The organism is Kitasatospora sp. NPDC001132 (assembly GCF_053598415.1).
This window is the reverse complement of the sequence record NZ_JBSFKF010000057.1, coordinates 1-24,500: the sequence shown is the minus strand read 5'-3', so window position 1 is coordinate 24,500 and position 24,500 is coordinate 1. Positions and strand designations below refer to the sequence as shown.

At 71.8% G+C, this 24,500-nt stretch carries 23 protein-coding genes and 1 pseudogene; 13 read left to right on the top strand and 11 right to left on the bottom strand.

All coding sequences use genetic code 11. From position 1 onward, the window contains the following. Positions 1-126 precede the first annotated feature (126 nt). Genes pstC through pstB form a run of 3 tightly spaced genes read left to right on the top strand, consistent with a single transcriptional unit; the run spans position 127 to position 2,990 of the window. Positions 127-1,104, top strand: coding sequence for a phosphate ABC transporter permease subunit PstC (pstC, locus tag ACWDBE_RS37760; RefSeq protein ID WP_449792211.1), 978 nt, complete (start codon positions 127-129; stop codon positions 1,102-1,104). Then, positions 1,101-2,171 carry a phosphate ABC transporter permease PstA gene (gene pstA, locus ACWDBE_RS37755; protein WP_449792212.1) on the top strand — a complete coding sequence of 357 codons (1,071 nt, stop codon included), beginning with the start codon at positions 1,101-1,103 and terminating at the stop codon, positions 2,169-2,171. Before pstC ends, pstA begins: the two co-directional genes overlap by 4 nt. Positions 2,172-2,213: 42 nt before the next feature. Beyond that, positions 2,214-2,990: a phosphate ABC transporter ATP-binding protein PstB gene (gene pstB, locus ACWDBE_RS37750; RefSeq protein ID WP_449792213.1), complete on the top strand. Its 777-nt coding sequence runs from the start codon at positions 2,214-2,216 to the stop codon at positions 2,988-2,990. Between the two features lie 151 nt (positions 2,991-3,141). On the opposite strand, the gene ACWDBE_RS37745 is transcribed toward pstB, so the two are convergent. Continuing rightward, positions 3,142-4,137, bottom strand: a complete 996-nt coding sequence (locus ACWDBE_RS37745) for an anion permease (RefSeq protein WP_449792214.1) — start codon at positions 4,135-4,137, stop codon at positions 3,142-3,144. A gap of 5 nt (positions 4,138-4,142) precedes the next feature. Beyond that, positions 4,143-4,763, bottom strand: a complete 621-nt coding sequence (locus ACWDBE_RS37740) for a DUF47 domain-containing protein (RefSeq protein ID WP_031064133.1) — start codon at positions 4,761-4,763, stop codon at positions 4,143-4,145. Between the two features lie 359 nt (positions 4,764-5,122). Between ACWDBE_RS37740 and ACWDBE_RS37735 the strand changes: the two genes are divergently transcribed. Continuing rightward, complete coding sequence (locus ACWDBE_RS37735) at positions 5,123-5,491, top strand: metal-sensitive transcriptional regulator (RefSeq protein ID WP_392882659.1); 369 nt, start codon at positions 5,123-5,125, stop codon at positions 5,489-5,491. 37 nt (positions 5,492-5,528) lie between these two features. On the opposite strand, the gene ACWDBE_RS37730 is transcribed toward ACWDBE_RS37735, so the two are convergent. After that, positions 5,529-5,717, bottom strand: coding sequence for a hypothetical protein (locus ACWDBE_RS37730; RefSeq protein WP_449810227.1), 189 nt, complete (start codon positions 5,715-5,717; stop codon positions 5,529-5,531). Between the two features lie 217 nt (positions 5,718-5,934). Continuing rightward, positions 5,935-6,834 (bottom strand): hypothetical protein, encoded by a 900-nt coding sequence (locus tag ACWDBE_RS37725; protein ID WP_449792215.1) that lies wholly within the window; start codon positions 6,832-6,834, stop codon positions 5,935-5,937. A gap of 160 nt (positions 6,835-6,994) precedes the next feature. Here ACWDBE_RS37725 and ACWDBE_RS37720 point away from each other — a divergent pair, with 160 nt between their 5' ends. After that, on the top strand, positions 6,995-7,210 hold the full coding sequence (locus ACWDBE_RS37720; RefSeq protein ID WP_449810226.1) for a hypothetical protein: 216 nt from the start codon (positions 6,995-6,997) through the stop codon (positions 7,208-7,210). Positions 7,211-7,265: 55 nt separating this feature from the next. On the opposite strand, the gene ACWDBE_RS37715 is transcribed toward ACWDBE_RS37720, so the two are convergent. Beyond that, entirely contained in the window at positions 7,266-7,988 is a 723-nt protein-coding gene (locus ACWDBE_RS37715; RefSeq protein ID WP_449810225.1) for a phosphatase PAP2 family protein, read from the bottom strand. 191 nt (positions 7,989-8,179) lie between these two features. Further along, on the bottom strand, positions 8,180-9,364 hold the full coding sequence (locus ACWDBE_RS37710) for a C40 family peptidase (RefSeq protein WP_449810228.1): 1,185 nt from the start codon (positions 9,362-9,364) through the stop codon (positions 8,180-8,182). Positions 9,365-9,612: 248 nt separating this feature from the next. On the opposite strand from ACWDBE_RS37710, the gene ACWDBE_RS37705 reads away from it, so the two are divergent. From ACWDBE_RS37705 to ACWDBE_RS37680, 6 genes are all read left to right on the top strand, one after another. After that, positions 9,613-9,963: a hypothetical protein gene (locus ACWDBE_RS37705; protein ID WP_224284734.1), complete on the top strand. Its 351-nt coding sequence runs from the start codon at positions 9,613-9,615 to the stop codon at positions 9,961-9,963. A 167-nt stretch (positions 9,964-10,130) separates the two neighbouring features. Next, positions 10,131-10,934: a hypothetical protein gene (locus ACWDBE_RS37700; protein WP_449810224.1), complete on the top strand. Its 804-nt coding sequence runs from the start codon at positions 10,131-10,133 to the stop codon at positions 10,932-10,934. 229 nt (positions 10,935-11,163) lie between these two features. Beyond that, positions 11,164-12,210, top strand: coding sequence for a hypothetical protein (locus tag ACWDBE_RS37695; RefSeq protein WP_449792218.1), 1,047 nt, complete (start codon positions 11,164-11,166; stop codon positions 12,208-12,210). A gap of 7 nt (positions 12,211-12,217) precedes the next feature. Continuing rightward, the gene (locus tag ACWDBE_RS37690; protein WP_449792219.1) at positions 12,218-13,792 is read left to right on the top strand and encodes an SCO6880 family protein; all 1,575 of its coding nucleotides are present in this window, start codon (positions 12,218-12,220) and stop codon (positions 13,790-13,792) included. Positions 13,793-13,855: 63 nt separating this feature from the next. Beyond that, positions 13,856-15,205, top strand: a complete 1,350-nt coding sequence (locus ACWDBE_RS37685) for an ATP-binding protein (RefSeq protein ID WP_449792220.1) — start codon at positions 13,856-13,858, stop codon at positions 15,203-15,205. 208 nt (positions 15,206-15,413) lie between these two features. Beyond that, positions 15,414-17,213 (top strand): bifunctional metallophosphatase/5'-nucleotidase, encoded by a 1,800-nt coding sequence (locus ACWDBE_RS37680; protein ID WP_449792221.1) that lies wholly within the window; start codon positions 15,414-15,416, stop codon positions 17,211-17,213. Positions 17,214-17,273: 60 nt separating this feature from the next. Here ACWDBE_RS37680 and ACWDBE_RS37675 read toward each other — a convergent pair whose 3' ends face one another. The 5 genes from ACWDBE_RS37675 to ACWDBE_RS37655 all read right to left on the bottom strand — a co-directional run bounded on the left by ACWDBE_RS37675 (position 17,274) and on the right by ACWDBE_RS37655 (position 22,861). Next, positions 17,274-18,770 carry a HAMP domain-containing sensor histidine kinase gene (locus tag ACWDBE_RS37675; RefSeq protein WP_449810223.1) on the bottom strand — a complete coding sequence of 499 codons (1,497 nt, stop codon included), beginning with the start codon at positions 18,768-18,770 and terminating at the stop codon, positions 17,274-17,276. Beyond that, positions 18,767-19,537, bottom strand: coding sequence for a response regulator transcription factor (locus tag ACWDBE_RS37670; protein WP_402406154.1), 771 nt, complete (start codon positions 19,535-19,537; stop codon positions 18,767-18,769). The genes ACWDBE_RS37675 and ACWDBE_RS37670 overlap by 4 nt, the downstream gene beginning before the upstream one ends. Positions 19,538-19,616: 79 nt before the next feature. Beyond that, the gene (locus ACWDBE_RS37665; RefSeq protein ID WP_449792223.1) at positions 19,617-20,810 is read right to left on the bottom strand and encodes a S1C family serine protease; all 1,194 of its coding nucleotides are present in this window, start codon (positions 20,808-20,810) and stop codon (positions 19,617-19,619) included. 115 nt (positions 20,811-20,925) lie between these two features. Then, on the bottom strand, positions 20,926-21,984 hold the full coding sequence (locus ACWDBE_RS37660) for a LacI family DNA-binding transcriptional regulator (protein ID WP_449792224.1): 1,059 nt from the start codon (positions 21,982-21,984) through the stop codon (positions 20,926-20,928). A gap of 148 nt (positions 21,985-22,132) precedes the next feature. Next, a complete protein-coding gene (locus tag ACWDBE_RS37655) occupies positions 22,133-22,861 on the bottom strand; it encodes a response regulator transcription factor (RefSeq protein WP_402406160.1) in 729 nt (242 codons plus the stop codon). Between the two features lie 726 nt (positions 22,862-23,587). Between ACWDBE_RS37655 and ACWDBE_RS37650 the strand changes: the two genes are divergently transcribed. Beyond that, positions 23,588-23,881, top strand: a complete 294-nt coding sequence (locus ACWDBE_RS37650) for a MoaD/ThiS family protein (RefSeq protein ID WP_392882623.1) — start codon at positions 23,588-23,590, stop codon at positions 23,879-23,881. A 5-nt stretch (positions 23,882-23,886) separates the two neighbouring features. Continuing rightward, positions 23,887-24,500, top strand: a pseudogene (locus ACWDBE_RS37645) (hypothetical protein); the annotation flags it as partial.

Below are 24,500 nucleotides of genomic sequence, written 5' to 3'. Positions count from 1 at the left end.
GCCCCGTGAGCGAGGGGGGCCGGGGCCGCCCCACCGGAACGCACCACACCCAGCACCACGTCCGGGGCACCGCCGCCATGGTGCCGTCCCCCTTCCGGGGCGGCGCCACCAGACCGGAGTAGACCAATGACTTCATCCTCCCCTGCCGCCCCGCGAGGCAGGGAACGCCGGCCGCGCGACAGCCGGGTCGGCGACAAGATCTTCATGAACCTCGCCCGGGGCTCGGGCATCCTGCTGCTGGTCATCATGGCCGCGATCGCCGCGTTCCTGACCTGGCGGTCGGCGCTGGCCCTGAGCACCAACGAGGGCAACTTCCTCACCACCTTCGAGTGGACGCCGGACGCCCCGAAGCCCGTCTTCGGCATCGCCGTCCTGGCCTTCGGCACCATCGTCAGCGCCGTCATCGCGATGGCCATCGCCGTCCCGGTCGCCATCGGGATCGCGCTGTTCATCTCGCACTACGCGCCGCGCCGGATCGCCCAGCCGTTCGCCTATCTGGTCGACCTGCTCGCCGCCGTCCCCAGCGTCGTCTACGGCCTGTGGGGCGCGCTCTTCCTGGTGCCGCACCTGGACGGCCTGACCAGCTGGCTCAACGAGTACCTGGGCTGGACGTACATCTTCGACCAGACCCGGACCGGCACCCCGCGCAACCTGTTCACCGTCGGCATCCTGCTGGCGATCATGATCCTGCCGATCATCACCGCGGTCTCCCGCGAGGTGTTCCGCCAGGTGCCGCGGATGCACGAGGAGGCGGCGCTCGCGCTCGGCGCGACCCGCTGGGAGATGATCCGCACCGCGGTGCTGCCGTTCGGCCGCCCCGGCATCATCTCGGCCTCGATGCTCGGCCTCGGCCGCGCGCTCGGCGAGACCATCGCGGTCGCGATCGTGCTCTCCGCCAGCAACGTCCTGTCGCTGCACATCCTGGACGCCGGCGGCGGAACCTTCGCCCAGAACATCGCGCTGAAGTTCAACGAGGCCGGCACCAACGGCCGCGACGCGCTGATGGCCTCCGGCCTCGTCCTGTTCGTCATCACCCTGCTGGTGAACGGCGCCGCGCGAATGATCATCGCCCGCCGCAAGGAGTACTCGGGGGCCAACGCATGACCGCCACCGTCGTCGTCGAGGACGCCCGGCCCGTCGCCCGTCCGCTGACCGCCAACCGCCTGCCCAAGTGGGCCCCGGCCGCCATCGCCGGCGGCTCGATCGCCCTCGGCTGCGGGATCGGCGCGGTCGCCGGACTGACCAGCCACATCCAGTGGGGCCTGATCTCGGCCCTGCTCTTCGTCCTGATCACCTACGGCCTCGCGGCCCGGGTCGAGGGCCGCCGGCAGGCCAAGGACCGGGTCGCCACCTCGGTGGTCTGGGTCGCCTTCATCCTGGCGGTCATCCCGCTGGTCGCCCTGACGGTCTACACCGTCCAGCAGGGCATCGAGGTGATCAACGGGAACTTCCTGAGCCACTCGATGAAGGGCGTGATCCAGTCCGGTCCCGGCGGTGGCATCTACCACGCGCTGATCGGCACCCTGGAGCAGGTCGGCCTGGCCACCGCGATGGCCGCCCCGATCGGTCTGCTGACCGCCGTCTACCTGGTCGAGTACGGCCGCGGCAAGCTCGCCAAGGCGGTCACCTTCTTCGTCGACGTCATGACGGGCATCCCGTCGATCGTCGCGGGTCTGTTCGTCCTCTCGCTCTGGAACCTCGCCCTGGGCTTCGGCTACTCCGGTTTCTCGGGCAGCCTCGCGCTGGCGATCCTGATGATCCCGGTCGTGGTCCGGTCCACCGAGGAGATGCTGAAGCTCGTCCCGAACGAGCTGCGCGAGGCCTCCTACGCGCTCGGCGTGCCGAAGTGGAAGACCATCCTGCGGATCGTCCTCCCCACCGCGATCGGCGGCATCACCACCGGTGTGATGCTCGCGGTCGCCCGCATCACGGGCGAGACCGCCCCGGTGATGATGCTGGTGTTCGGCGCCGACTACATCAACAGCAACCCGTTCGACGGGCCGCAGCAGTCCCTGCCGATGTACATCTGGACGCAGTACTCGCAGGTCAACAACGACTTCGGCTACGCCCGTGCCTGGGGTGCGGCGCTGGTGCTGATCGCCTTCGTGATGGGGCTCAACCTCATCGCCCGGGGCATCGCACGCTGGCGCTCGCCCAAGGGCGGGCACTGAGCGACCGACTGACGTACGAGACAGACGAGAGAAGCAACGATCATGGCCAAGCGCATCGACGTCAGCGGACTGTCGGCCTACTACGGCTCCACCAAGGCCATCGAGGACATCTCGATGAGCATCGAACCCCGCTCGGTGACCGCCTTCATCGGCCCTTCCGGCTGCGGCAAGTCCACCTTCCTGCGGACCCTCAACCGGATGCACGAGGTGATCCCCGGCGCCCGGGTCGAGGGCAAGGTCCTGCTGGACGACGAGAACCTGTACGCCTCCAACGTCGACCCGGTCGCCGTGCGCCGCTCGATCGGCATGGTCTTCCAGCGCCCGAACCCGTTCCCGACCATGTCGATCTACGACAACGTGGTCGCGGGCCTGCGGCTCGCCGGCGTGAAGAAGAAGTCCGTGCTGGACGAGGTGGTGGAGCGCTCGCTGAAGGGCGCCAACCTCTGGAAGGAGGTCCACAACCGGCTGAACAAGCCGGGGGCCGGCCTCTCCGGCGGTCAGCAGCAGCGCCTGTGCATCGCCCGTGCCATCGCGGTCGAGCCCCAGGTCCTGCTGATGGACGAGCCCTGCTCCGCGCTCGACCCGATCTCCACCCTCGCCATCGAGGACCTGATCGGCGAGCTGAAGGAGCAGTTCACCATCGTCATCGTGACCCACAACATGCAGCAGGCGGCCCGCGTCAGCGACCGCACCGCCTTCTTCAACCTGGCCGGCGTCGGCCAGCCGGGCAAGCTGATCGAGCTGGACGACACCCAGCGGATCTTCTCCAACCCGCAGGTCCAGGCGACCGAGGACTACATCTCCGGCCGCTTCGGCTAGACCGGACCCCGTCGCGCCCCCGGCACGGGGAGCGCGACGGACCCGAGCTGTCCCGTGGTGCTGCATGGCGGTGCCGCCGCGGGACATGGAAAAGGGCCCGCCCCCGAGATGTGGGGGCGGGCCCTGTCCGTTCACGCGTCCTGCCGGGGCGTCAGCCCCAGAACAGGTGGACGAACCAGTACACCAGCGCTGCGACGATGGCGGCCGCCGGCATCGTGATGAACCAGCCGAGCACGATGTTCTTCGCGACGCCCCAGCGCACCGCGCGGATCCGCTTGGTGGCCCCCGCCCCCATGATCGCCGCGGTGATCACGTGGGTGGTGGAGATCGGCGCCTTGAAGACGAACGACGTGATGTACATGACCGCCGCGGAGGTGGCCTCGGCGGCGAAGCCCTGCGGCGGGTCCAGCTCGATGATCTTGCGGCCGAGCGTGCGCATGATCCGCCAACCACCCGCGTAGGTGCCCAGCGAGAGCATGGTCGCGCAGGAGATCTTCACCCAGACCGGGATCCCGTTGCCGGACTGGTGGCCGGAGATGGTCAGGGCCAGGACCACGATGCCCATGGTCTTCTGGGCGTCCTGGAGGCCGTGCGCCAGGGCCATCGCGGCGGCCGAGGCGGTCTGGGCGACCCGGAAGTTGCGCTTCGCCCGGTGCGGGTTGGCCCGGCGGAAGATCCACAGGATCGCCAGCATCACCAGGAAGCCGCCGACCAGGCCGACCACCGGCGAGACGATCATCGGGATGATGATCTTGTCGAGGACGCCGCCCCAGATCACGTCGACGCCGCCGGCCAGCGCCGCGCCCACCATGCCGCCGAACAGCGCGTGCGAGGAGGAGGACGGGAGGCCGAAGTACCAGGTGACCAGGTTCCAGGCGATCGCCCCGACCAGGGCCGCGAACAGGATCACCATCCCCTGGTCACCGGTGGGGGTCTCGATGATCCCCTTGGAGACGGTGTGCGCCACGCCGCTGCCGAGGAACGCGCCGGCCAGGTTCATCACCGCGGCCATCGCCAGCGCCGCCCGCGGGGTGAGCGCCCGGGTGGAGACCGAGGTGGCGATCGCGTTCGCCGAGTCGTGGAAGCCGTTGGTGTACGTGAAGAAGAACGCAACGCCGACGACGGCGATGAGTGCTGCCATGTCCACGAGGGTCAGGACTCCTTGACGGCGATGGTCTCCACCGTGTTGGCGACGTGCTCGAACGCGTCCGCCGCCTCCTCAAGGACGTCCACGATCTGCTTGAGCTTGAGGACCTCGATGGCGTCGTACTGACCGGAGAACAGGTGGGCGAGCAGCTTGCGGTGGATCTGGTCGGCCTGGTTCTCCAGCCGGTTGACCTCGATCCAGTACTCCGTCAGGTTGGACATGCTGCGCAGGTTCGGCATCGCCTCGGCGGTGAGTTCCGCGGCGCGCGCCAGCACCTCGATCTGCTGCTCGATGCCCTTCGGCAGGGTCTGGATGTCGTAGAGGACGACCAGGTCGACGGCCTCCTCCATGAAGTCCATGATGTCGTCCAGCGACGAGGCGAGGCTGTAGATGTCCTCGCGGTCGAAGGGCGTGATGAAGGACGAGTTCAGCTGGTGGAAGACGGCATGGGTGGTGTCGTCCCCGGCGTGTTCGGCGGCGCGCATGCGCTCGACGATCTCCGCACGGGCCGACACGTCTGATCCCAGCAGCTCCAAAAGGAGCTTCGATCCGACGACGAGGTTCTCCGCCGCGGCGGCGAACATGTCGTAGAAGCTCGTCTCCTTCGGGGTCAGGCTAAAACGCACGGAAATCTCCGATGTGCGGGGTAGGGACTGAACGATGCTAGGTGCAACCAAGCGCAATCACGCAAGCGGGGTGTCGGGGCAGGAGCCGGAACCTCCCCTTCCGCTCGACGGTCGCACCGGCTGTCCGGGCCGCACCACCACACGTGGACTCGAACCCTCAGTCTGACGGAACCTCGACCGGATTGTCCCCGTCGTGCGCACGGAGGACGGGGTCGCCGCCCAGACGGGCGAACCGGCGGGCACCCCCTCCCGGGCCCCGTGGCACATGCCGGGTCGGCCGTCGGAACACCACGGAAGGCCCCGGTGTTGGACACTGGTGGCCGACGCAGCCACCAGGCACTGAGACGAAGGCGGGGCCGATGACCACGACGCAAGCGCGCACCGAGCCGGAGCAGGCACAGGGGACCGACCCGCACGCCGACCACGCTCCGACGGGGCACCACGGCCCGCACGGCTACAGCGCGCAGAAGGACGCCCACCTCAAGCGGCTGCGCCGGATCGAGGGCCAGATCCGCGGCCTGCAGCGCATGGTCGACGAGGACGTCTACTGCATCGACGTGCTCACCCAGGTCTCGGCCAGCACCAAGGCGCTGCAGTCCTTCGCGCTCTCCCTGCTGGAGGAGCACCTGCGGCACTGCGTCGCCGCGGCCGCCGAGGAGGGCGGCACCGAACTCGATGCCAAGGTCGCGGAGGCCACCGCCGCGATCAGCCGCCTGCTGCGCAGCTGAGCGCGGCCCCGGGGGCGCGTCGCCCCCCGGGCGCCCGCTAGCCGTCGGCCTCCCGGTCGGCCCGCCCGGGCTCGGCCCGGTCCAGCAGCACCTCGTCGATCCGCTCGGTCGGCAGCCGGTCGCCGGAACTGGCCGTCGCGGCGATCATCAGCTCGCCGGCCAGATCGATCTCGTCGAGGGCCGCGTCGTCGTGGCCGCCGCTGCGGCCACCCGTGGACGACACCACCTGCACCACCCCTTCAGTGCCTCGCCAGCCCGGGCGGCAGCCACCCGGAGTCCAGCCTAGGCACTTCGGGGCCCGTCCACATGGCACGGACGGGCCATCTCGGCGCCGCCGAAACGGGTGGCCGCCGCTCCCCGGACGGCCACCCGCCCCGGTGGCACCCCGTCTCGCCCCGGCGCCGGAGCGCTGCCCCGGCGACCCGGGGCGTGTCCGACCCGCCCTACTTCGGGCTCTCCGTGGGCTTCATCTGGTAGATGTCCGAGGCCGAGGGCTCGGCTGCCTCGACCGGCTTGCCGAAGTCCGTCAGCGAGGTCGTCGACGTCACCTTCACCTGGTCCTTGGGCTCCTTCGACCCGGCCACCCCGGCGAAGGTGAACACCTCGACCACCTTGCGCAGCCGGCCCTGGTCGTCCAGCCAGGCGTCGTACGGGACCTCCTTGACGGTGAAGGTCTGCCCGCCCATCCGCAGGCCGTCACCGCCGCGGCCGCCGGTCGCGTCGGCCGCCTTCGCCAGGTCCAGGGTGCCCCGGTAGTGGTGCAGCGCGACCCCGTCGACGGTCTCGGTGCCCACCGCCTCCGCCTTCTGCGCCCCGCGCAGCGCCCCCGCCGCCGAGGCCGGGTCGGTGGCGCCGCTGCTGACCAGGTTGCCGTCCGGCAGCTGGCGCACGTCCAGCTTGACCCACTTGCCCTCGGGGACCTTGGCGCCGCTGTTCTGGAGGTAGACGGTGCCCGGCAGGACCACCTCGACGATCTTCCCGGTGGTCGCCGCGCCCGGCGGCACCTGGACCTCCAGCCGGCCGATCCGCTTGACGTAGTCGTAGCCGCCGGTGCCGCTGAACGAGGCCTTCTTCTCGGCGGACTCGGTGACCAGCTCCGTCGCGGTGTGCGCGGAACCGGTGCGACCGGTGATGTCGGCGGCGTTGCGCACCGCCGTCAGCGCGTCCGCGGCGAGCTGGTCGGGGGCGCCCGACTGCTGGTCGGAGGAGCCGTCGACGGAGCCGCCGGAGCAGCCGGCGGCCCCCGCCGCCAGGGCGGCGGCGAGCAGGGCGGCCCCGGCCGCCGCGCGCAGGTGCGGACCCGGACGGCGTGCCGACCGCCCGGTGCGCTGCTGGTCGGTCATCTTCATCCTCGCGACAACCCCCTCGGGCCCGACTGCCCCGCCGGCCACCACCGGGTGGGCAGAGCTCTTTCCGGGCAAACGAGTTGGGAGGCAAAGGGTTACGGGGGCCGGTGTGACGGGAGCTTCGCGACGGGGCCCGTGGCGCGTTACGGTGAGCCACGTGCACAGTGAGCTGCCGGTCGCCCCCGGCACCGCCCGGATGCCCGAACACCGCCTCGCGATCAGCGAGCGCGGCTCCTTCGCCTTCGCGACCTGCAGCTGTGGCTGGTACGCCCCGGCCCGCCGCTCCCGCGACCTGTCCCGCCGCGAGGGAGCCGACCACCTCGCCGAGAACGGTGCCGGGAACGATGCGGCGAACGGTGCCGAGCCGGACTGATCCGGAGCCGGACCCCTGGCACCCCGCGGGGCCGCGGGAGGGGGCGGGCGCGAGGTCAGGCCGCGAGGTCGGACTCCGGCGGCTGCTCCCCGGTCCGCACCGCCCCGCGACCGCGTCGACGGCCGCGCGCGGCTACCTCGCCGCGGGCCGCTCCGCCGCGCTCGGGCGCCCGGATCAGCGGGGCGACCGCCGTCCGGCTCAGCGCGTGGCAGAACGGCACCAGCACCGCCATCGCGATCGGCGCCAGCAGCAGCACCACGGCGACCGCGAGCGCGAAACCGCCGATCACGTCGGTCGGGTAGTGGACGCCCATGAACATCCGGCAGAAGCCCTGGAGGAGCGCCAGCCCGCCGGCGATCCAGCCGAGCCTGCGGTTCACCAGGAACAGCGCCACCGCGACGCCCATGGTCATGGTCGAGTGGTCGCTGACGAAGGAGTGGGTGCCGGCCTTGCCGTCCACCAGCACCAGCAGCCCCGGATGGTCGACGAAGGGGCGCGGGCGGTTCACGATCGCGGCGATCGGGAGGTTGGCCAGCTCGGCGACGGCCACCGAGAGCGGCACCCAGAGCAGCCCAGCCATCGCCACCGGTGCGTCCGGACGGCGCCTGGCCTGGAGCCAGGCCACCAGACCGAGCATCGCCAGGCCGATCAGGATGCCGTACTCGCCGATCCACGAGACCAGGTGGTCCAGCCACTGCGGGGAGCGCTTGGCCAGCCCGTTGACGGCGTAGAGCAGGTCGAGGTCGGGGTTGGTCGTGTCGGCAAGCGGCGTCGACACGCCGCACCTCCTTCTGGTCCGCTGCACCTGGTCGTCGTGGCCGGGGCCCGCCCGGTGGGGGGTGCTGACGAGGGGCCACCGGAGGAAACGTCATTTCCGGGGCACAGCGTTCCACGGAAACGCGCGGTTATCGAAACTTGACTCAGCGTCCACAGTGCGCACACAGGTCCTGCCGTCCCGCCGCACCGGGCCTATCGTCCCGACCCGGCGGGGCTCGGCCCGGCCGGCGCGGGCGGCGCCGCGGCCGCCGACCGGGTGGGGGCCGCCGGGGCCACGGCGGCGCCGCCCTGCGCGCCGCCCTGGTTCCCCGCCGGGGCGGTGGGCTCCGTCCCGCCCGGCCGGCTCGGGGCGTTGACCGCGCCGTCGTTGTTGCGGGTCGGCAGCGCCTGGGCGCCGTCCGAGGTGACCCGGGTCGCGCCGATGTACTCCCTGGTGTCGATCTTGTCGTAGCGGATCACCGCGCCGGTGTGCGGCGCGTTGATCATGTACCCGCCGCCGACGTAGATCCCGACGTGGTGGATGCTCCGCGGATCGCTCAGGTCCGTCGCCCAGAACACCAGGTCGCCCGGCCGCAGCTGATCGCGCGACGGGTGCGGCCCGGCGTACCACTGGTCGTTGGCCACCCGGGGCAGGGTGATGCCCACGCTGGCGAACGCGGCCTGGGTCAGGCCCGAGCAGTCGAACCGCCCGTTCTGCGAAGGCAGGCCCTCACCGCCCCACAGGTACGGGGTGCCGAGCTTGGTCTGCGCGAAGTAGATCGCGGCCGACGACTGCGGGGACACCTCCAGCGGAGCGGTCGGCGAGGCCGGCGCGGCGAAGCTGCGGGCCATCGCCTGGATGTTCCGCACGTAGCCCTGGGTCTCCTTGTACGGCGGGACCCCGTTGTACTTGATGACAGCGCCCTCGCCGGCGTTGTAGGCGGCCAGCACGTTGGCCTGCGGGTCGCCGGGCACCTTCGCGACCTCCTTGGCGATCGCGCAGTCGTAGGTCGCCGCCGAGGCGATCGCGTCCAGCGGATCCCAGACGTCCGTCTTGCCGTCCCCGTTGCCGTCGGTGGCGTAACTGGGCCAGGTGCCCGGCATGAACTGCGCCATTCCCTGCGCCCCGACCCCGGACCGCGCCCTGGGGTCGAAACCGCTCTCCTGGTACAACTGCGCCGCGAGCATCGGCGGGGAGATCTCCGGGCAGAGCGAGCCCCACCGCTGGATCGGATCCTGGTAGGCCGCGGGGACCGTTCCGGGGGACAAGGCGGAACGATTCGCCGACTGTTGCGGCGTCCCACTTGCCGCAAAAGTCCCCATCGTCACCAGCCCGATGAACCCGAACGCGACAACTCCCGCAGCGGCGGCGGCCGTACCGGCCTTCCGGAGTACCATCAGCACCATCCCGACGAATCGTCAGTCGAAGTGTCCCGGAAGGCGTTGCTCACCGCAATCATCAGAGATACGAACAGTGAGCGCTATCCTTCGTACGGTGTACATCCTCGCGTACGTGCCCGATGCCTCACGACCAATTCGCGAGAAGTAGCCAAGTCGACATCAGATCTGGCCAAGAATAGGTACCGACCCTTCGCGCGGGCCGGGTCCGGGCCCTTGAATTTGCCTGATCGGGCGGTGAGATGGAAATGAACCTGAGCAGCGTGCACACCAATGCGGTCGGCCACCTGGCCGAGGACCCCCCCAAGAAGCCGAACATCGACACCATCATCGGCGGAATCGCGCCGGACTGGGGGCCGTTCGCGAGCCTCGGGTCGGAGGCGCGGGTGATGGTCGAGGTCATCATGGCCGTCGCCATCCTCATCTGCCTCGGCCTCGCGGTCTGGGGTGCGGCCAAGCAGCGGATCGGAGCGACCGCGATGCGCGACAGCTTCGGCGCCGAACAGGGCAAGGGGCTGATCGTCGCCGGCCTGACCGGCGTGTTCATCATCGGATCACTCGGCACTCTGTTCACCATTGTCTACGGCATGGCGATCTGACGATCAGGCAGCAGTAGTCCGACCTGCCTGAGGCCGGGGTTCCGTCCGGACCCCCTCCGACGGCCGGCCCGCCAGGAGTCCATCCCCGTCCCCGCCCTCCGCCCGCGCCCGCCCCCGGGCGGAGGCCCCCCGGAGCCGCCCCGGCTCCCCGCACTTGGAGGGCCGCCGTGCCGTTGTCCGACGACCAGCCGCGCACCCGCACGCGCCTGCCGGTCGGCGAACAGTCCTCCGCCCAGCCGAACCCCCGTCAGGCCCGACCGCTGCGCGCCCTGCTGGCCGTCCTGGTCGTCGTCACCCTGCTCGTGTTGGCCGTCGCCATCGCCAACCGCGTCACATCCGGCACCGCAGACGGCAGCTCCTCCGCCGACCGCGCCGACGCCGGTGCCGGGCCCGCCCCCAGCGGCGACCAGCCCGTCGGCACCACCGTCAACGGCATCCCGACCGGCTACCCGCACACCGAGCCCGGTGCCCAGTCGGCCGCCACCAACTATGCGGTGGCGATCGGCTCCGCGGACATGTTCCGCACCGACAGCCGGCACGGCATCGTCGCCACCATCGCCGACCCGGGCGCACTGGCGGGGCTCCAGAGCCGGCTGGACCAGGGCTTCTCCCCCGAGACGGCCGCCAGGTTCGGGGTCGATGCGCAGGGGCGGCCGCCGAAGGGGCTGACATTTGTCAGCCGGACAATCCCGATCGGAACCCGGAGCAGTGGCTACACCGCGGACAGTGTCAAGGTCGACGTCTGGTGCACGGGCCTGTTCGGGCTGGCTGGTGAGCGCTCTACGAAGCCGGTCTCCGAGGAGTGGTTCACGCTCAACCTCAGCTTGCGATGGACCGGGACGGACTGGAAGCTCAGCGACTACAGCCGTGTGGCGGGGCCAGCCCCGATCCCACCGGACCAACAGGCCGCGACGGCCGAGGAGATCACTGGCGCCGTCGAGCAGTTCGGAGGCTTCCACTATGCCCGTTGACGGTAACTCGGGCGTTGTTCGACGGACCGTGGGTCGCGTGACGGGGGCCGCATTGCTCGGCGCCCTATCGGTGGTGGCTTCGGCCCATCGAGCGCTGGCGGACCCCTCGCCGACCCCGAGTTCGGGTGCGACCAATACGAGTTGTCCCGGTGTCCCGCTCCCCGGCAGCGACGTTTACTGCGCTCCACCCGGCGGTGGTTCTCTCCCCGGGAGTGGCACTGTCGGGGCTGTGACCGATCCGCTCGGGTCGTTGGCCAAGAGTTGTGCGCAGGCAGCGGCGTGGGTGGTGCGGAAGTTGTCGGGGGCGATCGACGGGACGACGCAGGTGGACTTCACCAATGCGTCGTTCCTGCAGCAGTACGCCGTGGTGTTCGCCGTGTCGACGGTGATCACGTTGGTGCTGTGGCTGCTGGCGGTGACGAAGCGGGCGGTGCGGGGGGCGCCGCTGACGACGGCGTTCTCGGAGGCGATCGGCTTCCTGTGGCTGACGGTGGTGGCGTCCGCGTTCACGCCGTTGATCCTGTTCACCGTGGTGAGTGTGACGGACGGGCTGACCAAGGCGATCGCGGTCGGGACGAAGACGGACACCGGGTCGTACCTGGGTGGGTTCGCCGACACGCTGGAGAAGGGCGACGTGGGTGGTGGTCCGCTGATCCTGGTGATCGTGTCGCTGGTCGCGGTGCTGGCGGCGGCGGTGCTCTGGATCGAGCTGCTGATACGGGCGGCGATGCTGTACGTCGGCGCGCTGCTGGGTACGGCGGTGTACGCGGGGCTGGTGGACCGGCAGTTGTGGAAGCACGTGCGGCGCTGGGCGGGGGTGATGCTGGCGGTGGACCTGGCGAAGCCGATCATCGTGGTCATCCTCGGGCTGGCGGGCGCGGTGGCGACCGGGTCCGGGGCCGACGACGACTTCGCCCGGGTGTTGTCGGGGCTGGCGATCCTGTTCCTGTCGATCTTCGCGAGTGCCGCGGTCTACCGCTTCGTGCCGGGCTTCGGCGACGAGATGCTCAACATGCGCGGGGCCCGGGCCAACGCCGTGCAGGCCGGTTCGGCGATGATCAACGGCACCGCGAACCTGATGAAGCAGGGCATCACGACCCACGGCGACCGTGGTCCGCAGGCGGCGGGCACGGGTGGCGGCGGGGGTGCGGGCGGCGGTTCGGTCGCGCCGGGCATCGCCGCCCACGCCGGCCGGACGCCTACGCCACCGCCGCAGGGCGGGCCCCCGCAGGCTTCGGTTCCGATCCGCGACAGCAATCCAGCGAAGGGAGGGTGACGGGTAAGTGAGCAGCGAACCGCTGGGCCAGTACGGTGCCCAGTACGCCCAGCCGTACGTGCACCAGCGCCGTACCTACCTGATCGGCAAGGCCCGCCCGAACGCGCCGATCGGCCGGAACCGGGAGTCCGGCGAGATCATGCTGATCATCCTCGGGGCCTTCCTCGGCATGCTCTGGGGCCTGTTGATGCCGATCCTGCCGCTGCGGATCGGCGGGTTGGTCGGTCTGCCGGCGCTCGCCATCGCGGCGGTGTACGTGCCGTACCGCAAGCGGACGTTCTACAAGTGGGTGGAGATCAACCGCACCTACCGCCGGACGGTCCGCAGCGGGCGGGCGGTGTGGCGCTCGGACGTGATGGACGCCGGCACCCGGCTGGACGGCCGGGAGGTGGAGGTCGGCCCGCCGCCGGGGGTGGGGCGGCTGCGCTGGCTGACGGCGCCGTTCGGGCCGGACGAGGTCGGGGTGCTGATGCACCTGGAGCGTCGGACGGTGACGGCCGCGATCGAGATCGAGGGCCCGGGCGTCGGCCTGCGTGACTCGGAGGACCAGGAGGCCCTGGTCGACCGGTTCGGGACGCTGTTGAAGCACGTCGCCAACGGGGACGGCTTCGTGACGCGGCTGCAGATCCTGGCCCGTACCCTGCCGGCCGATCCGGACGCGCACGCCAAGGACGTCGAGCGGCGCGGCGACCCGTCGTCGCCGCGCTGGCTGCAGGACTCGTACGACCAGCTGCAGTCGATGGTGTCGACCTCCTCGGAGCAGCACCGGGCGTACCTGGTGGCCTGCATGCACTACACCCGGGACCTGGCCGCCGAGGCGCACGCGATGGGCCGGACGGCCACCGGGCGGCGGGCGCGGGACGACGAGGGGCTGGCGGCCGTGATGGCGCGCGAGCTGACCGACATCTGCGCCCGGCTGGCGGAGGCGGACATCCGGGTGCGTCAGCCGCTGGGTCAGGCCCGGCTCTCCTCGCTGCTGCACTCGATGTACGACCCGGACCACCCGATCGACCACATCCAGGCGATGTCCCGGCGCAACGCCTGGCCGGCCGAGCTGGACGCGACCCAGCCGCAGTACCTGCAGGCGAAGACCCGCGAGTCGGCGACCCGGGAGCCGTGGTGCCACGCCACCGCGTGGATCAAGGAGTGGCCGCTCACCCCGGTGGGCGTCAACTTCCTGGCGCCGCTGCTGGTGCACACCCCGGACGTGATCCGGACGGTCGCGGTGACGATGGACCTGGAGCCCACGGACGTCGCGATCGAGCGGATGCTGACCGAGAAGACCAACGACGAGGCCGAGGCCAGCCGTGCGGCCAAGATGAACCGCACGGTCGACCCGCGCGACCTGGCCCACACCGGCCGGGTGGACCAGCGCGGTGACGACCTGGCCTCCGGCGCGGCCGGGGTGAACCTGGTCGGCTACATCACGGTCTCCTCGCGCAACCCCGACGCGCTGGCCCGCGACAAGCGGACCATCCGGGCCTCGGCCGGCAAGAGCTACCTCAAGCTGGAGTGGTGCGACCGCGAGCACCACCGGGCCTTCGTCAACACGCTTCCGTTCGCCACCGGCATCCGCCGCTGAGCACGGCCGCACCCCCCGTACACCCGCACCCCCGTCCACCGCTGACCCGTCAGGAGGCCGCCCATGGCGCTCGGCAACCTCACCGATGCGTTCACCAGCCTGATGTTCGGCAAGGTGGAGACCACCCGCCTGCCGGTGCGCACCTCCACCGGCCAGGCGCAGGCCGTCTACCTGCCCACGGCGGCTCCGGGCCTGGGCGACTCCGGTGTGATCATCGGTCGCGAGGTGTACAGCGGCAAGGGGTACGTCTACGACCCGTTCCAGCTGTACGGGCAGCAGCTGCCCGCCCCGCACTGGCTGGTGCTCGGTGAGTCCGGCAACGGCAAGTCGGCGCTGGAGAAGACGTACGTGCTGCGGCAGCTGAGGTTCCGCGACCGCCAGGTCGTGGTGCTGGACGCGCAGGGCGAGGACGGCGTGGGCGAGTGGAACCTGATCGCCGACGCGCTGGGCATAAAGTCCATCCGGCTGGACCCGATGGCGGCCAGGGACGGCGGGGTGAAGCTCAACCCGCTGGACCCGGCGATCACCCAGACCGGCCAGCTGTCGCTGCTGCGCACCATCGTCGAGGTGGCGATGGGGCGCGGGCTGGAGGAGCGCGCGGGCTTCGCGCTGAAGGCCGCGCACGCCCACGTGGTGGCCTCGGTGAAGGATCGCCAGCCGGTGCTGGACGACATCATCGACACGCTGCGCAACCCCGACCTGTCCTCGGTGGAGTCGCTGGGCGTGGCGGTGGAAGAGGTGCAGTCCTGGGGCCTGGACGTGGCGCTGGTGCTGGACCGGCTGGTCGACGGCGACCTGCGCGGCATGTTCGACGGGTCGACCACCGAGGGCATCGACCTGGACGCGCCGCTGATCGTCTTCGACCTCTCGCACATCGACCGCAACTCGATCGCGATGCCGATCCTGATGGCGATCGTCGGGGTGTGGCTGGAGCACACCTGGATCAGGCCGGACCGGAAGAAGCGCATCTTCCTGGTCGAGGAGGCCTGGCACATCATCAACAGCCCCTTCGTGGCCCAGCTGTTCCAGCGGCTGCTGAAGTTCGGCCGTCGGCTGGGCCTGTCCTTCGTCGCGGTGGTCCACCACCTGTCCGACGTGGTGGACGGCGCGGCGGCCAAGGAGGCGTCGGCGATCCTGAAGATGGCCTCGACCCGGACGATCTACATGCAGAAGGCCGAGGAGGCGCGGGCGACCGGCCGGGTGCTGGGCCTGCCGCGCTGGGCGGTGGAGATCATCCCGACCCTGTCGCCGGGCATCGCGGTCTGGGACGTCAACGGCAACGTCCAGGTGGTCAAGCACATCGTCACCGAGGCTGAGCGTCCGCTGGTTTACACGGACCGCGCGATGACGGAGGACGCGGTGGCCGAACGGGACCGCGCGGAGCGGCAGTTGGCGGCCGAGCCGGGGGTCTGAGAGCCCCTCGGGAGGGCCCGCGCGGCGGCCGTCTCCGCGGGCTCCGCGCCCCTCGGACGGCGATGGTTCGTCAGTAGGTAATCCTCTCGTTACGTTCGACGTCCTGACAGCTACGCGCGTTGACCATAGGCTTCGCAGTCGCAACACATGCCCGAACGCCGATGCTGTCCACAGCCGGTGCTCCTTCCAAGGTGCAGGGGAACCCTTCATGCTCACCGTCAGATCCCGACGGACGGCGCTCGCCGTCGTCGCCGCCGCAGGTCTGTTCGGCACGGTGGTCGTGCCGACGGCCGCCCAGGCCGCCGACGCCAACGCCAAGCGCCACAAGACCGTCAACCTCCAGCTGCTGGCGATCAACGACTTCCACGGCAACCTGGAGCCCCCGGCCGGCTCCTCCGGCACGATCAAGGAGATCGACCCGGCCACCGGCAAGGAGGTCGCCACCCCGGCCGGCGGCATCGAGTACCTGGCCACCGAGCTGCGCAAGGCGCGCATCCCGGCCGACGACTCGATCACCGTCGCCGCCGGCGACATCATCGGCGCCAGCCCGCTGACCTCGGCGCTCTTCCACGACGAGCCGACCGTCGAGGCGATGGACAAGCTCGGCCTGGACGTCACCTCCGTGGGCAACCACGAGTTCGACGAGGGCGCGCAGGAGCTGCGGCGCATGCAGGACGGCGGCTGCCACCCGACCGACGGCTGCTACGAGCCCGGCCGCACCTTCAAGGGCGCCAACTTCAACTTCCTGTCGGCCAACGTCACCGACGAGAAGTCCGGCAAGCCGCTGCTGGCCCCGTACTGGATCACCAAGTCCCAGGGCGTGAAGGTCGGCTTCATCGGCGTCACCCTGGAGGGCACGCCGAACATCGTGACCGCCGAGGGCATCAAGGGGCTGAAGTTCGCCAACGAGGTCACCACGATCAACAAGTACGCCGCCGAGCTCAAGGCCAAGGGCGTCAACTCGATCGTCGCGCTGATCCACGAGGGCGGTTACCCGGCCAGCGGCATCTACAACTACGACTGCGGCGCGGCCGGCCAGGGCATCTCGGGCCCGATCGTCGACATCGCGAAGAAGATCGACCCTGCGGTCGGCGCCATCGTCACCGGCCACACCCACAACGCGTACGCCTGCAGCATCCCCGACCCCAACGGCGTCCCGCGCTCGGTGACCAGCGCCGCCTCCTTCGGCCGGCTGTTCACCGAGATCGACATGAAGCTGGACAAGACCACCGGCGAGATCGTGCGTCCCTCGGTCAAGGCCGAGAACCACGTGGTGCGCCGCACGGTCGAGAAGGCGCCCGACATGACGGCGCTGGTCGACCACTACTCCAAGCTGGCCGCCCCGATCGCCAACCGTCCGATCGGCTACATCGCCTCGGACATCAACGGCCGCGGCAACGGCGACCCGGAGAAGCCGCTCGGTGACGTGATCGCCGACGCGCAGCTCGCCGGGCTGGCCCCGGCCGACAAGGGCGGCGCGCAGGTCGCCTTCATGAACCCCGGCGGCATCCGCTCCGACCTGGTCTACAAGGCCTCGGGCGGCGAGGGCGACGGCGTGGTGACCTACGGCGAGGCGTTCACCGTCCAGCCGTTCACCAACATGATGCAGGTCAAGACGCTGACCGGCGCCCAGCTGATCCAGCTGCTCCAGCAGCAGGTGAGCGGCTCCAACGCCGCCGCGCCGAAGATCCTCCAGGTGTCCTCGAACCTGCACTACACCCTGGACATGCGCAAGACCGGTGCGGACCGCGTGGTCCTGGACTCGGTCCGGCTGAACGGCGCCCCGGTCGACCCGGCCGCCACGTACCGCGTCGCGGCCAACGAGTTCCTGGCCGGCGGCGGCGACGGCTTCCCGGCCTTCGCGGCCGGCACCGACAAGCTGGTCGGCGCCTCGGACCTGGACGTCTTCATCGCCTACCTGGGTGCCCACAGCTCGGCGGCCGCGCCGCTCCAGGCCCCGGCGCAGGACCGGATCAAGGTCATCGGCCCGGGCAGCACCATCGACTGACCGTGAGCCGGCCACGGGGCGGGTGGGAGCGCTGTCGGGGCGCCCCCACCCGCCCTTCCGTCATTCCGGGGCGGGGCCGCCGGGCAGGCGGACGGTGGCCAGCGCGCCCGGGCCGCCGTCGGTGGCGGGGCCGAGGGTGACCTCGCCGCCGGCCTCCCGGACGCTCTGGGCGACGATCGAGAGCCCGAGGCCGGAGCCGGGCAGCTGGCGCGAGGACGGCGAGCGCCAGAACCGGTCGAAGACGTACTGGAGCTCGTCCGGTGGGATGCCGGGGCCGTGGTCGCGGACGGTCAGGACGCCCTGGTGCAGCCGGACGTCGATGGTGCCGCCGGGCGGGCTGTACTTGACCGCGTTGTCCAGCAGGTTGATCACGGCCCGTTCCAGCCCGGCCGCGTCGCCGTGCACGTACCAGGGCTCGGTGTCGGTCTCGAAGACCAGCCCCGGGCCGCGCAGCTCGGCCCGTTCGACGGCCCGTCCGGTGATCTCGTGCAGGGCGACCACGGTCGGTTCCGGACCGCTCTTCGGGGTGTCCGGGCGGGAGAGCTGGAGCAGGTCGCCGATCAGGACGGTGAGTTCCTGCATCTGCGCCTTCATGTTGCCGAGCAGCTTGGTCTTGGTCGCGGCGGGCAGCGGGCGTCCGGTGTCGTTGCTGCGGATCAGCAGGTCGACGTTGGTGCGCAGGGAGGTCAGGGGGGTGCGCAGTTCGTGTCCGGCGTCGGCTATCAGCCGGGTCTGCCGCTCGCGGGAGTTGGCGAGGGCGGTGCTCATGGAGTTGAAGGAGGTGGAGAGACGGGCGATCTCGTCGTCCCCGCGGACCGGGATGGTGGTGCCGACCTCCTCGGTCCTGGCGATGTGTTCGACGGCGTCGGTGAGCCGGTCGACGGGCTTCAGGGCGGAGCGGGCGACCAGGCGGCCGGCGATGGCGGCCAGCAGGATGCCGCCGGCGGAGACCGAGCCGAGGAGGATGGCGAGGCCCTGGAGGGACTCCTCGATGGGCTGGGTGGAGGTGGCCACCATCATGAGCGCCGGGCGTGACCCGTGGGTCGGGGAGATCCGGACGACCGCCGGGGTGCCGTCGGTGAACCGGCCGTCGCGGATGATCGACTGGCCGTTCTGGAGCTTGAACCCGGCCAGGTCGCCGGGCTCGACCACTATGGCCTTGCTCGCGTTCGGCGGCAGGCAGACGGCGGTCGGGCCGGCCACCACGTACTGGGTGTCCCGGGCCACCGCGCCGCCGTTCTCCGGGGTGAGGCTCGTCGGCTGTTCCACCAGGGCCTGGTCCGCGGTCGGGTAGCAGCTCAGGAGGACTCGGGGGGCGGGGGGCATCGGTGCGCTGAGGAGGTCCGTCCGCACCTGCCCGTACAGCTGCTTCTGCACGATGAACCAGCACGCCAGCGCCGAGAGCGCGATGGCCACCGCCACCGCGGCCGCGCTCAGGAAGGTGAGGCGGCCGCGCAGCGAGCGGGAGCGGTACCAGTGGACCAGGCGGTGCCGGAGCCCCGGCGTGCGGGGCGGAGCCGGCGGAGGGGCCAGCGGCGGGGGCGGGACGTTGTTCACGCGCTCGTGCCGGAGGCCGGGCGCAGCGCGTAGCCGACGCCGCGCACGGTCTGGATCAGGCGGGGCATGCCGCCCTGCTCGGTCTTGCGGCGCAGGTACATCACGTACACGTCCAGGGAGTTGGAGGAGGGCTCGAAGTCGAAGCCCCAGACCGCCTTGAGGATCTGTTCGCGGGTGAGGACCTGGCGCGGGTGGGAGAGGAACATCTCCAGCAGCATGAACTCGGTGCGGGTGAGCTCGATCGGCTTGCCGGCCCGGGTGACCTCGCGGGTGGCGGTGTTCATCCGCAGGTCGGCGAAGGCGAGCACCTCGCTCTCGTCCTCGACGGCGGCGCGGGCGGCGGCCTCGGCGGCGAGGGCGTTGCGGCGCAGCAGGGCGCGGACGCGGGCGAGGAGTTCGTCGAGTTCGAAGGGCTTGGCGAGGTAGTCGTCGGCGCCGACGTCGAGGCCGGTGACGCGGTCGCCGACGGCGTCGCGGGCGGTCAGCATCAGCACCGGGACGGTGTCGCCGCGCGAGCGCATCCGGCGGACGGCGGTGAGGCCGTCCATCCGGGGCATCATGATGTCCAGCAGGACGAGGTCGGGCCGGTCGCGTTCGACGGACTCCAGGGCTTCGTAGCCGTCGGTGGCGGTGGCGACCTCGTACCCCTCGAAGGCGAGGCTGCTCTCCAGGGCGTCCCGGAGGGCGGGTTCGTCGTCGACCACGAGGAGCCGGGCGGAGGGGTGGGCGGCCTCGGCGGTGGTGCGGTCGTCGGCGGACGGGGTCATGGGCGGGTGCCCTTTCTCGTCGGGTTCTCGTCGGCTGGAGGGCCTGCTGGGAGCAATTGTCCGTCTCAGGGAGTGTGGCTCACAGGCTCTGTCCGGCTTCGAGCTTCGGCAGGACCTGCTTGATGTCGTTGATCGGGATGGCGAAGCCGAGGCCGACGCTGCCGGCCGAGCCGTTGCCGGAGGAGCCGGAGCCGCCGGGCGCGTACATCGCCGAGTTGATGGCGATGACCTGGCCGTTGGCGTTGATCAGCGGGCCGCCGGAGTTGCCGGGGTTGAGCGCGGCGTCGGTCTGGAAGGCCTTGTAGGTGGTGGTGCTGCCGCTGGTGGACTGCGGGGCGGTGCCGCGCATGCCGGGCAGGAAGGGCAGGCCGAAGCCGCCGTTGTTGCTGGTGCTGCCCTCGTCGAGCTGGACGGTGACGTCGCGGTTCTCGGCGCTGATGATGCCGGAGGTGACGGTGCCGGTGAGGCCGTCGGGGTTGCCGATGGCGACCACGGGGTCGCCGATGGCCACCGTGGCGGAGTCGCCGAGGACGGCGGGGGTGAGGTTCTTCGCGCCGGTCGCGGTGATCACGGCGACGTCGAGGGCCTTGTCGGTGCCGGTCACGGTGGCCTGGGCGGTGGAGCCGTCCTTGAAGGTGACGGTGATCCGGCCGCCGCCGGCCGCGGCGGTGTCGATCACGTGGTAGTTGGTGAGGATCCGGCCGTCGGTGTCCAGGACGACGCCGGTGCCGGTGGCGGTGCCGTTGCCGGTCTTGACGGTGATCTGGACGGTGCTGGGCGAGACGGCGGCGGCGATGGCCGCCACGTCGGCGCTGCCGTCGGAGCGGGCGGAGACCGGGCTGGCGATGGTGCCGACGCGGTTGTCGGAGCTCTGCCGGTCGGCGGCGACCAGCCCGCCGGTGACCCCGCCGAGGACGGCGGCGATCGCGGCGACGGCGGTGACCATGGCGAGCCGGCCGCGCAGCAGTCCGCGCCGGGCCCGGCCGCCGTGGTGGCCGGGGCCCTCGGGGGAGCCGGGGCCGAGGATCGTGGGCGGCTCGGGCGGGATCGGCGGGGGCGGCGGCGGTCCGTCGAAGCCGCCGTCGGAGTGGTCCTCGCGGTAGCTGTACCCGGCGGTGGCGCCGCCGGTGGTGCCGGGGGCGCCCGTGGCAGGGCCGGCGCCGAGCACGGTGCCCTCGATCACCCGGGGCTCGTGCGCCCGGTACGGGTCGTACGGCCGGTGGGGCTGGTACGGGTCGTACTGCTCGCTGGGGTGCTGCTGCTGTTCGCTCATGCAGACCAAGCTCGGTCCGGCGCATGAGGAGTGGATGAGAACTGGCTCAGAACGGGGAGAGAAGCCCGTTGGGTTCTCATAAAGCCTGGTCAGGCCGCCTGTCGAGCGGAACCGGCTACTCCGGTGCGGATCGGCCGGGGGTGGTGCCGTCGCAGCCGCAGGAGCGGCGGATGACCAGCCGGGACGGGAAGGTGCGGACCCGCTCGGTGTCCGATCCCGGCACCATCAGCGAGTCGTCCAGCACCAGGTCCACGGCGGCCCGGGCCATCGCGTCGCGGTCGGAGGCGACGGTGGTCAGCGGCGGGTCGGCGAGCGCGGCCTCGGGCACGTCGTCGAAGCCGGCCACCGCGAGGTCCTCCGGGACCCGCAGGCCGACCTCGCGGGCGGCCCGCAGCACGCCGATCGCCTGGTCGTCGGTGGAGCAGAAGATCGCCCGCGGCCGGTCCGGCGAGCGGAGCACGCCGAGCGCGACCTCGTAGGCGCCGTAGCGGTGGAAGGGCGCGTCGATCAGGTGCGGTTCGGTGGGGATGCCGTGGGCGTCCATGGCGCGCTGCCAGCCCTCGACGTGGTCGATGACCGGGTCGCCGGGGGCGGGGGACTCGACCGGGCCGCCGAAGCAGGCCACGTACGGGTGTCCGTGCACCTCCAGCAGGTGGCGCACGATCGCCTCGGCGCCCGCCACGTCGTCGGTGACCACCGCGACGTCGTCGATCGCCTCGGGCCGGCGGTGCAGCAGCACCACCTTGGCGCCCTCCATGGCGGCGAACTCCTCGGCGGCGCGCTGCGAGGGGCCCTGGCTGACCAGGATCAGGCCGGAGACGCGCATCCCGAGGAAGGCGCGGACGTAGTGCACCTCGCGGTCGTCCACGTAGTCGGAGTTGCCGATCAGCACGAGCTTGCCGCGCTCGGAGGCGGCCCGTTCCACGGCGTGCGCCATCTCGGCGAAGAAGGGCTGGCGGGCGTCCGGGACGACCATGCCGATCAGGTTGGTGCGCCGGGAGGCCATCGCCTGGGCGACGCTGTTCGGCCGGTAGCCGAGCTGCTCGATCGCCGCGAGGACCTTCTCCCGGGTCGCGGGCGCGACCGGGCGCGGCCCGTTGTTGATGACGTAGCTGACGACCGCGGTCGAGGTACCAGCCAGCCGGGCTACATCGTCGCGCGTCACTTTGGCCACGGGGGGAGTCTACGCGTGTGGCCCCCGGGGCGGCAGTGGGACCTGAGGCCTTGTCCGGCAGGCCGGCGGGCGGCTCCGGGAGGAACCGGACAAGCCGGGCGGTCGGCGGTCCGTCCGGCCCCGGACGGGTGCCGGACGGACCCGTGCCTCAGGCGTCCAGGGGGGCGGGCCGCTGGGCGAGCTCCGGCCGTTCGCCCTTCTCGGGCTTCTCCGGGACGACGAAGCGGTAGCCGACGTTGCGCACGGTGCCGATCAGCTGCTCGTGCTCGACGCCGAGCTTGGCGCGCAGCCGCCGGACGTGCACGTCCACCGTCCGGGTGCCGCCGAAGTAGTCGTAGCCCCAGACCTCCTGGAGCAGCTGCGCCCGGGTGAACACCCGGCCGGGGTGCTGGGCGAGGTACTTGAGCAGCTCGAACTCCTTGAAGGTGAGGTCGAGCGCCCGGCCCTTGAGCTTGGCGGAGTAGGTGGCCTCGTCGACCGAGAGGTCGCCGTTGCGGATCTCCATCGGGCTGTCGTCGGTGACGACCTGGAGGCGGCCGAGGGCGAGCCGCAGCCGGGCCTCGACCTCGGCCGGGCCGGCGGTGTCCAGCAGGACGTCGTCGATGCCCCACTCGGCGGTGACGGCGGCCAGGCCGCCCTCGGTGACCACCAGGATCAGCGGGCAGCCGATGCCGGTGGAGCGCAGCAGCTGGCAGAGGCTGCGGATCTGCGGCAGGTCGCGTCGGCCGTCGACCAGGATGACGTCCGCGCTGGGGGTGTCGACCAGGGCCGCGCCCTCGGCGGGCGCCACCCGGACGTTGTGGAGCAGCAGTCCGAGGGCGGGCAGCACCTCTGCGGAGGGTTGCAGCGCATTGGTGAGGAGGAGGAGAGAACTCATGCCCGGTGGTCCCCTTTCCGGGTCGTCGCGGTCGCGTTACGGCTGCCGCCACAGCCGGATGGCGCACGTGCTGGAGGGGAGGAGGGGACGACGGTCGGCCGCGGCGAACCGGGGGTGCGGACGGCGTACGGGGCGCGACGGCGGGTCGGCCGGGGCTCCCGCAACCCCTGGCGCACCGTTTCTGCCCTGTTCCTCACCGCGAACCCTCCGGTCTGTCCGGTGCCGGGTGGCGGCCCGGTGCCGGGTGGCGATGCCCCGGCCGGCCGGGGCACGTCGTTGTGCCGCGTCAGGCGGGGCGTCCGTGCGGTGCGCCGGGGGTGGGCCGACGAATCGCAAGAACGTCCGTACTGGCGTCCTGGAAGCACAAAAGGACCCGGGGGCGACTCTGCCCGGATCCCTCTTGGTGGTCGAGGATAGCCGACCGCCCCCTCGGCCGGGAGTGCCCGAATCCGGCGGTTCGCCCAAATCGGGCGTGCGCCGGGTGAGGCTGGACACAGCGTCGAACGCCGGTCCCGCGCCCCCGGTGACGGTCCGGTGGGCGGCCGCCGGGTGCCGCCCGGCCGTTCGGCCAGGGCGATTGCCGCTCGTGGTGGCGGACACGCCATCATGGGACGCACATCGGAGGCGCTGTTCGGGTCCATCGTTCGGGTGATGGGGCGGCCGTCGCGGTGGCGAGCCGGACCGGGGCACCGGGGCCGGGCGAGGACGACGAGAAGGGGTGGCCCGATGGGCGCGACCACCGAGCCCGCGAGCGGCGCCCGGGTGCGCGGGACGATCCGCTACTGGGCGGCGGCGAAGTCCGAGGCCGGGCTGGCCGAGGAGCCGTACGAGGCGGCGACCCTGGCGCAGGCGCTGGCGGCGGCCAAGGAGCGGCACGCCGACCGGCCGAAGCTCGTCCGGCTGCTCGGGCACTGCTCGTACCTGGTCGACGGGGCCCAGGTGGGCGGTCGCGACCACGCGGCCGTCGCCCTGACCGAGGGTGGGACGGTGGAGGTCCTCCCGCCGTTCGCGGGAGGCTGAGCGGCGTGACGGACATGAACAACCCGAACCGCGGCGGCTCCGGCGACTGGCCGCAGCAGCCCCACCCGCAGCAGCAGCCCCACCCGCAGCAGCGGCCGTACCCGCCCCAGGGGCAGCAGCCGTACTTCCCGCCGCAGCAGCCCGGCCCGCAGCCGCCGTACGGCTACCCGGTGGACGACGCGGCGACCGCGGTGCTGCCGGCGGTGCCGGCGTTCGACGACGCGGCCGCGACCACCCTGCTGCCGCCGGTGCCGGCGTTCGACGACGCCGAGGCGACGGCGCTGCTGCCGCCGGTGGTGGTGTCCGGTTCGATGCCGGTCGCGCCGCCGCGGCGCCAGCAGCAGGCCCCGCAGCCCCCGCAGCAGGCCCCGCAGGACCCGCAGCACCCGCAGCGGCGGCAGCCGGAGCAGCCGGTGCAGCCCCAGCCGGACCCGACGATCCAGCTCCAGCAGCCGCCGAGGCCGCGGGCCAGGCACGCGGCCCCGGCGCCGCAGCCGGCCCCCGTGCCGCAGCCGGCGGAGGCCTTCGACCCGCCGACCATGACGCTCAAGCGTCCGCTCCTCCCCGGCCTCCCCGGCCCGCAGGGCCAGGGAGCGCCGGCGTACGCGGCCGCCCCGCC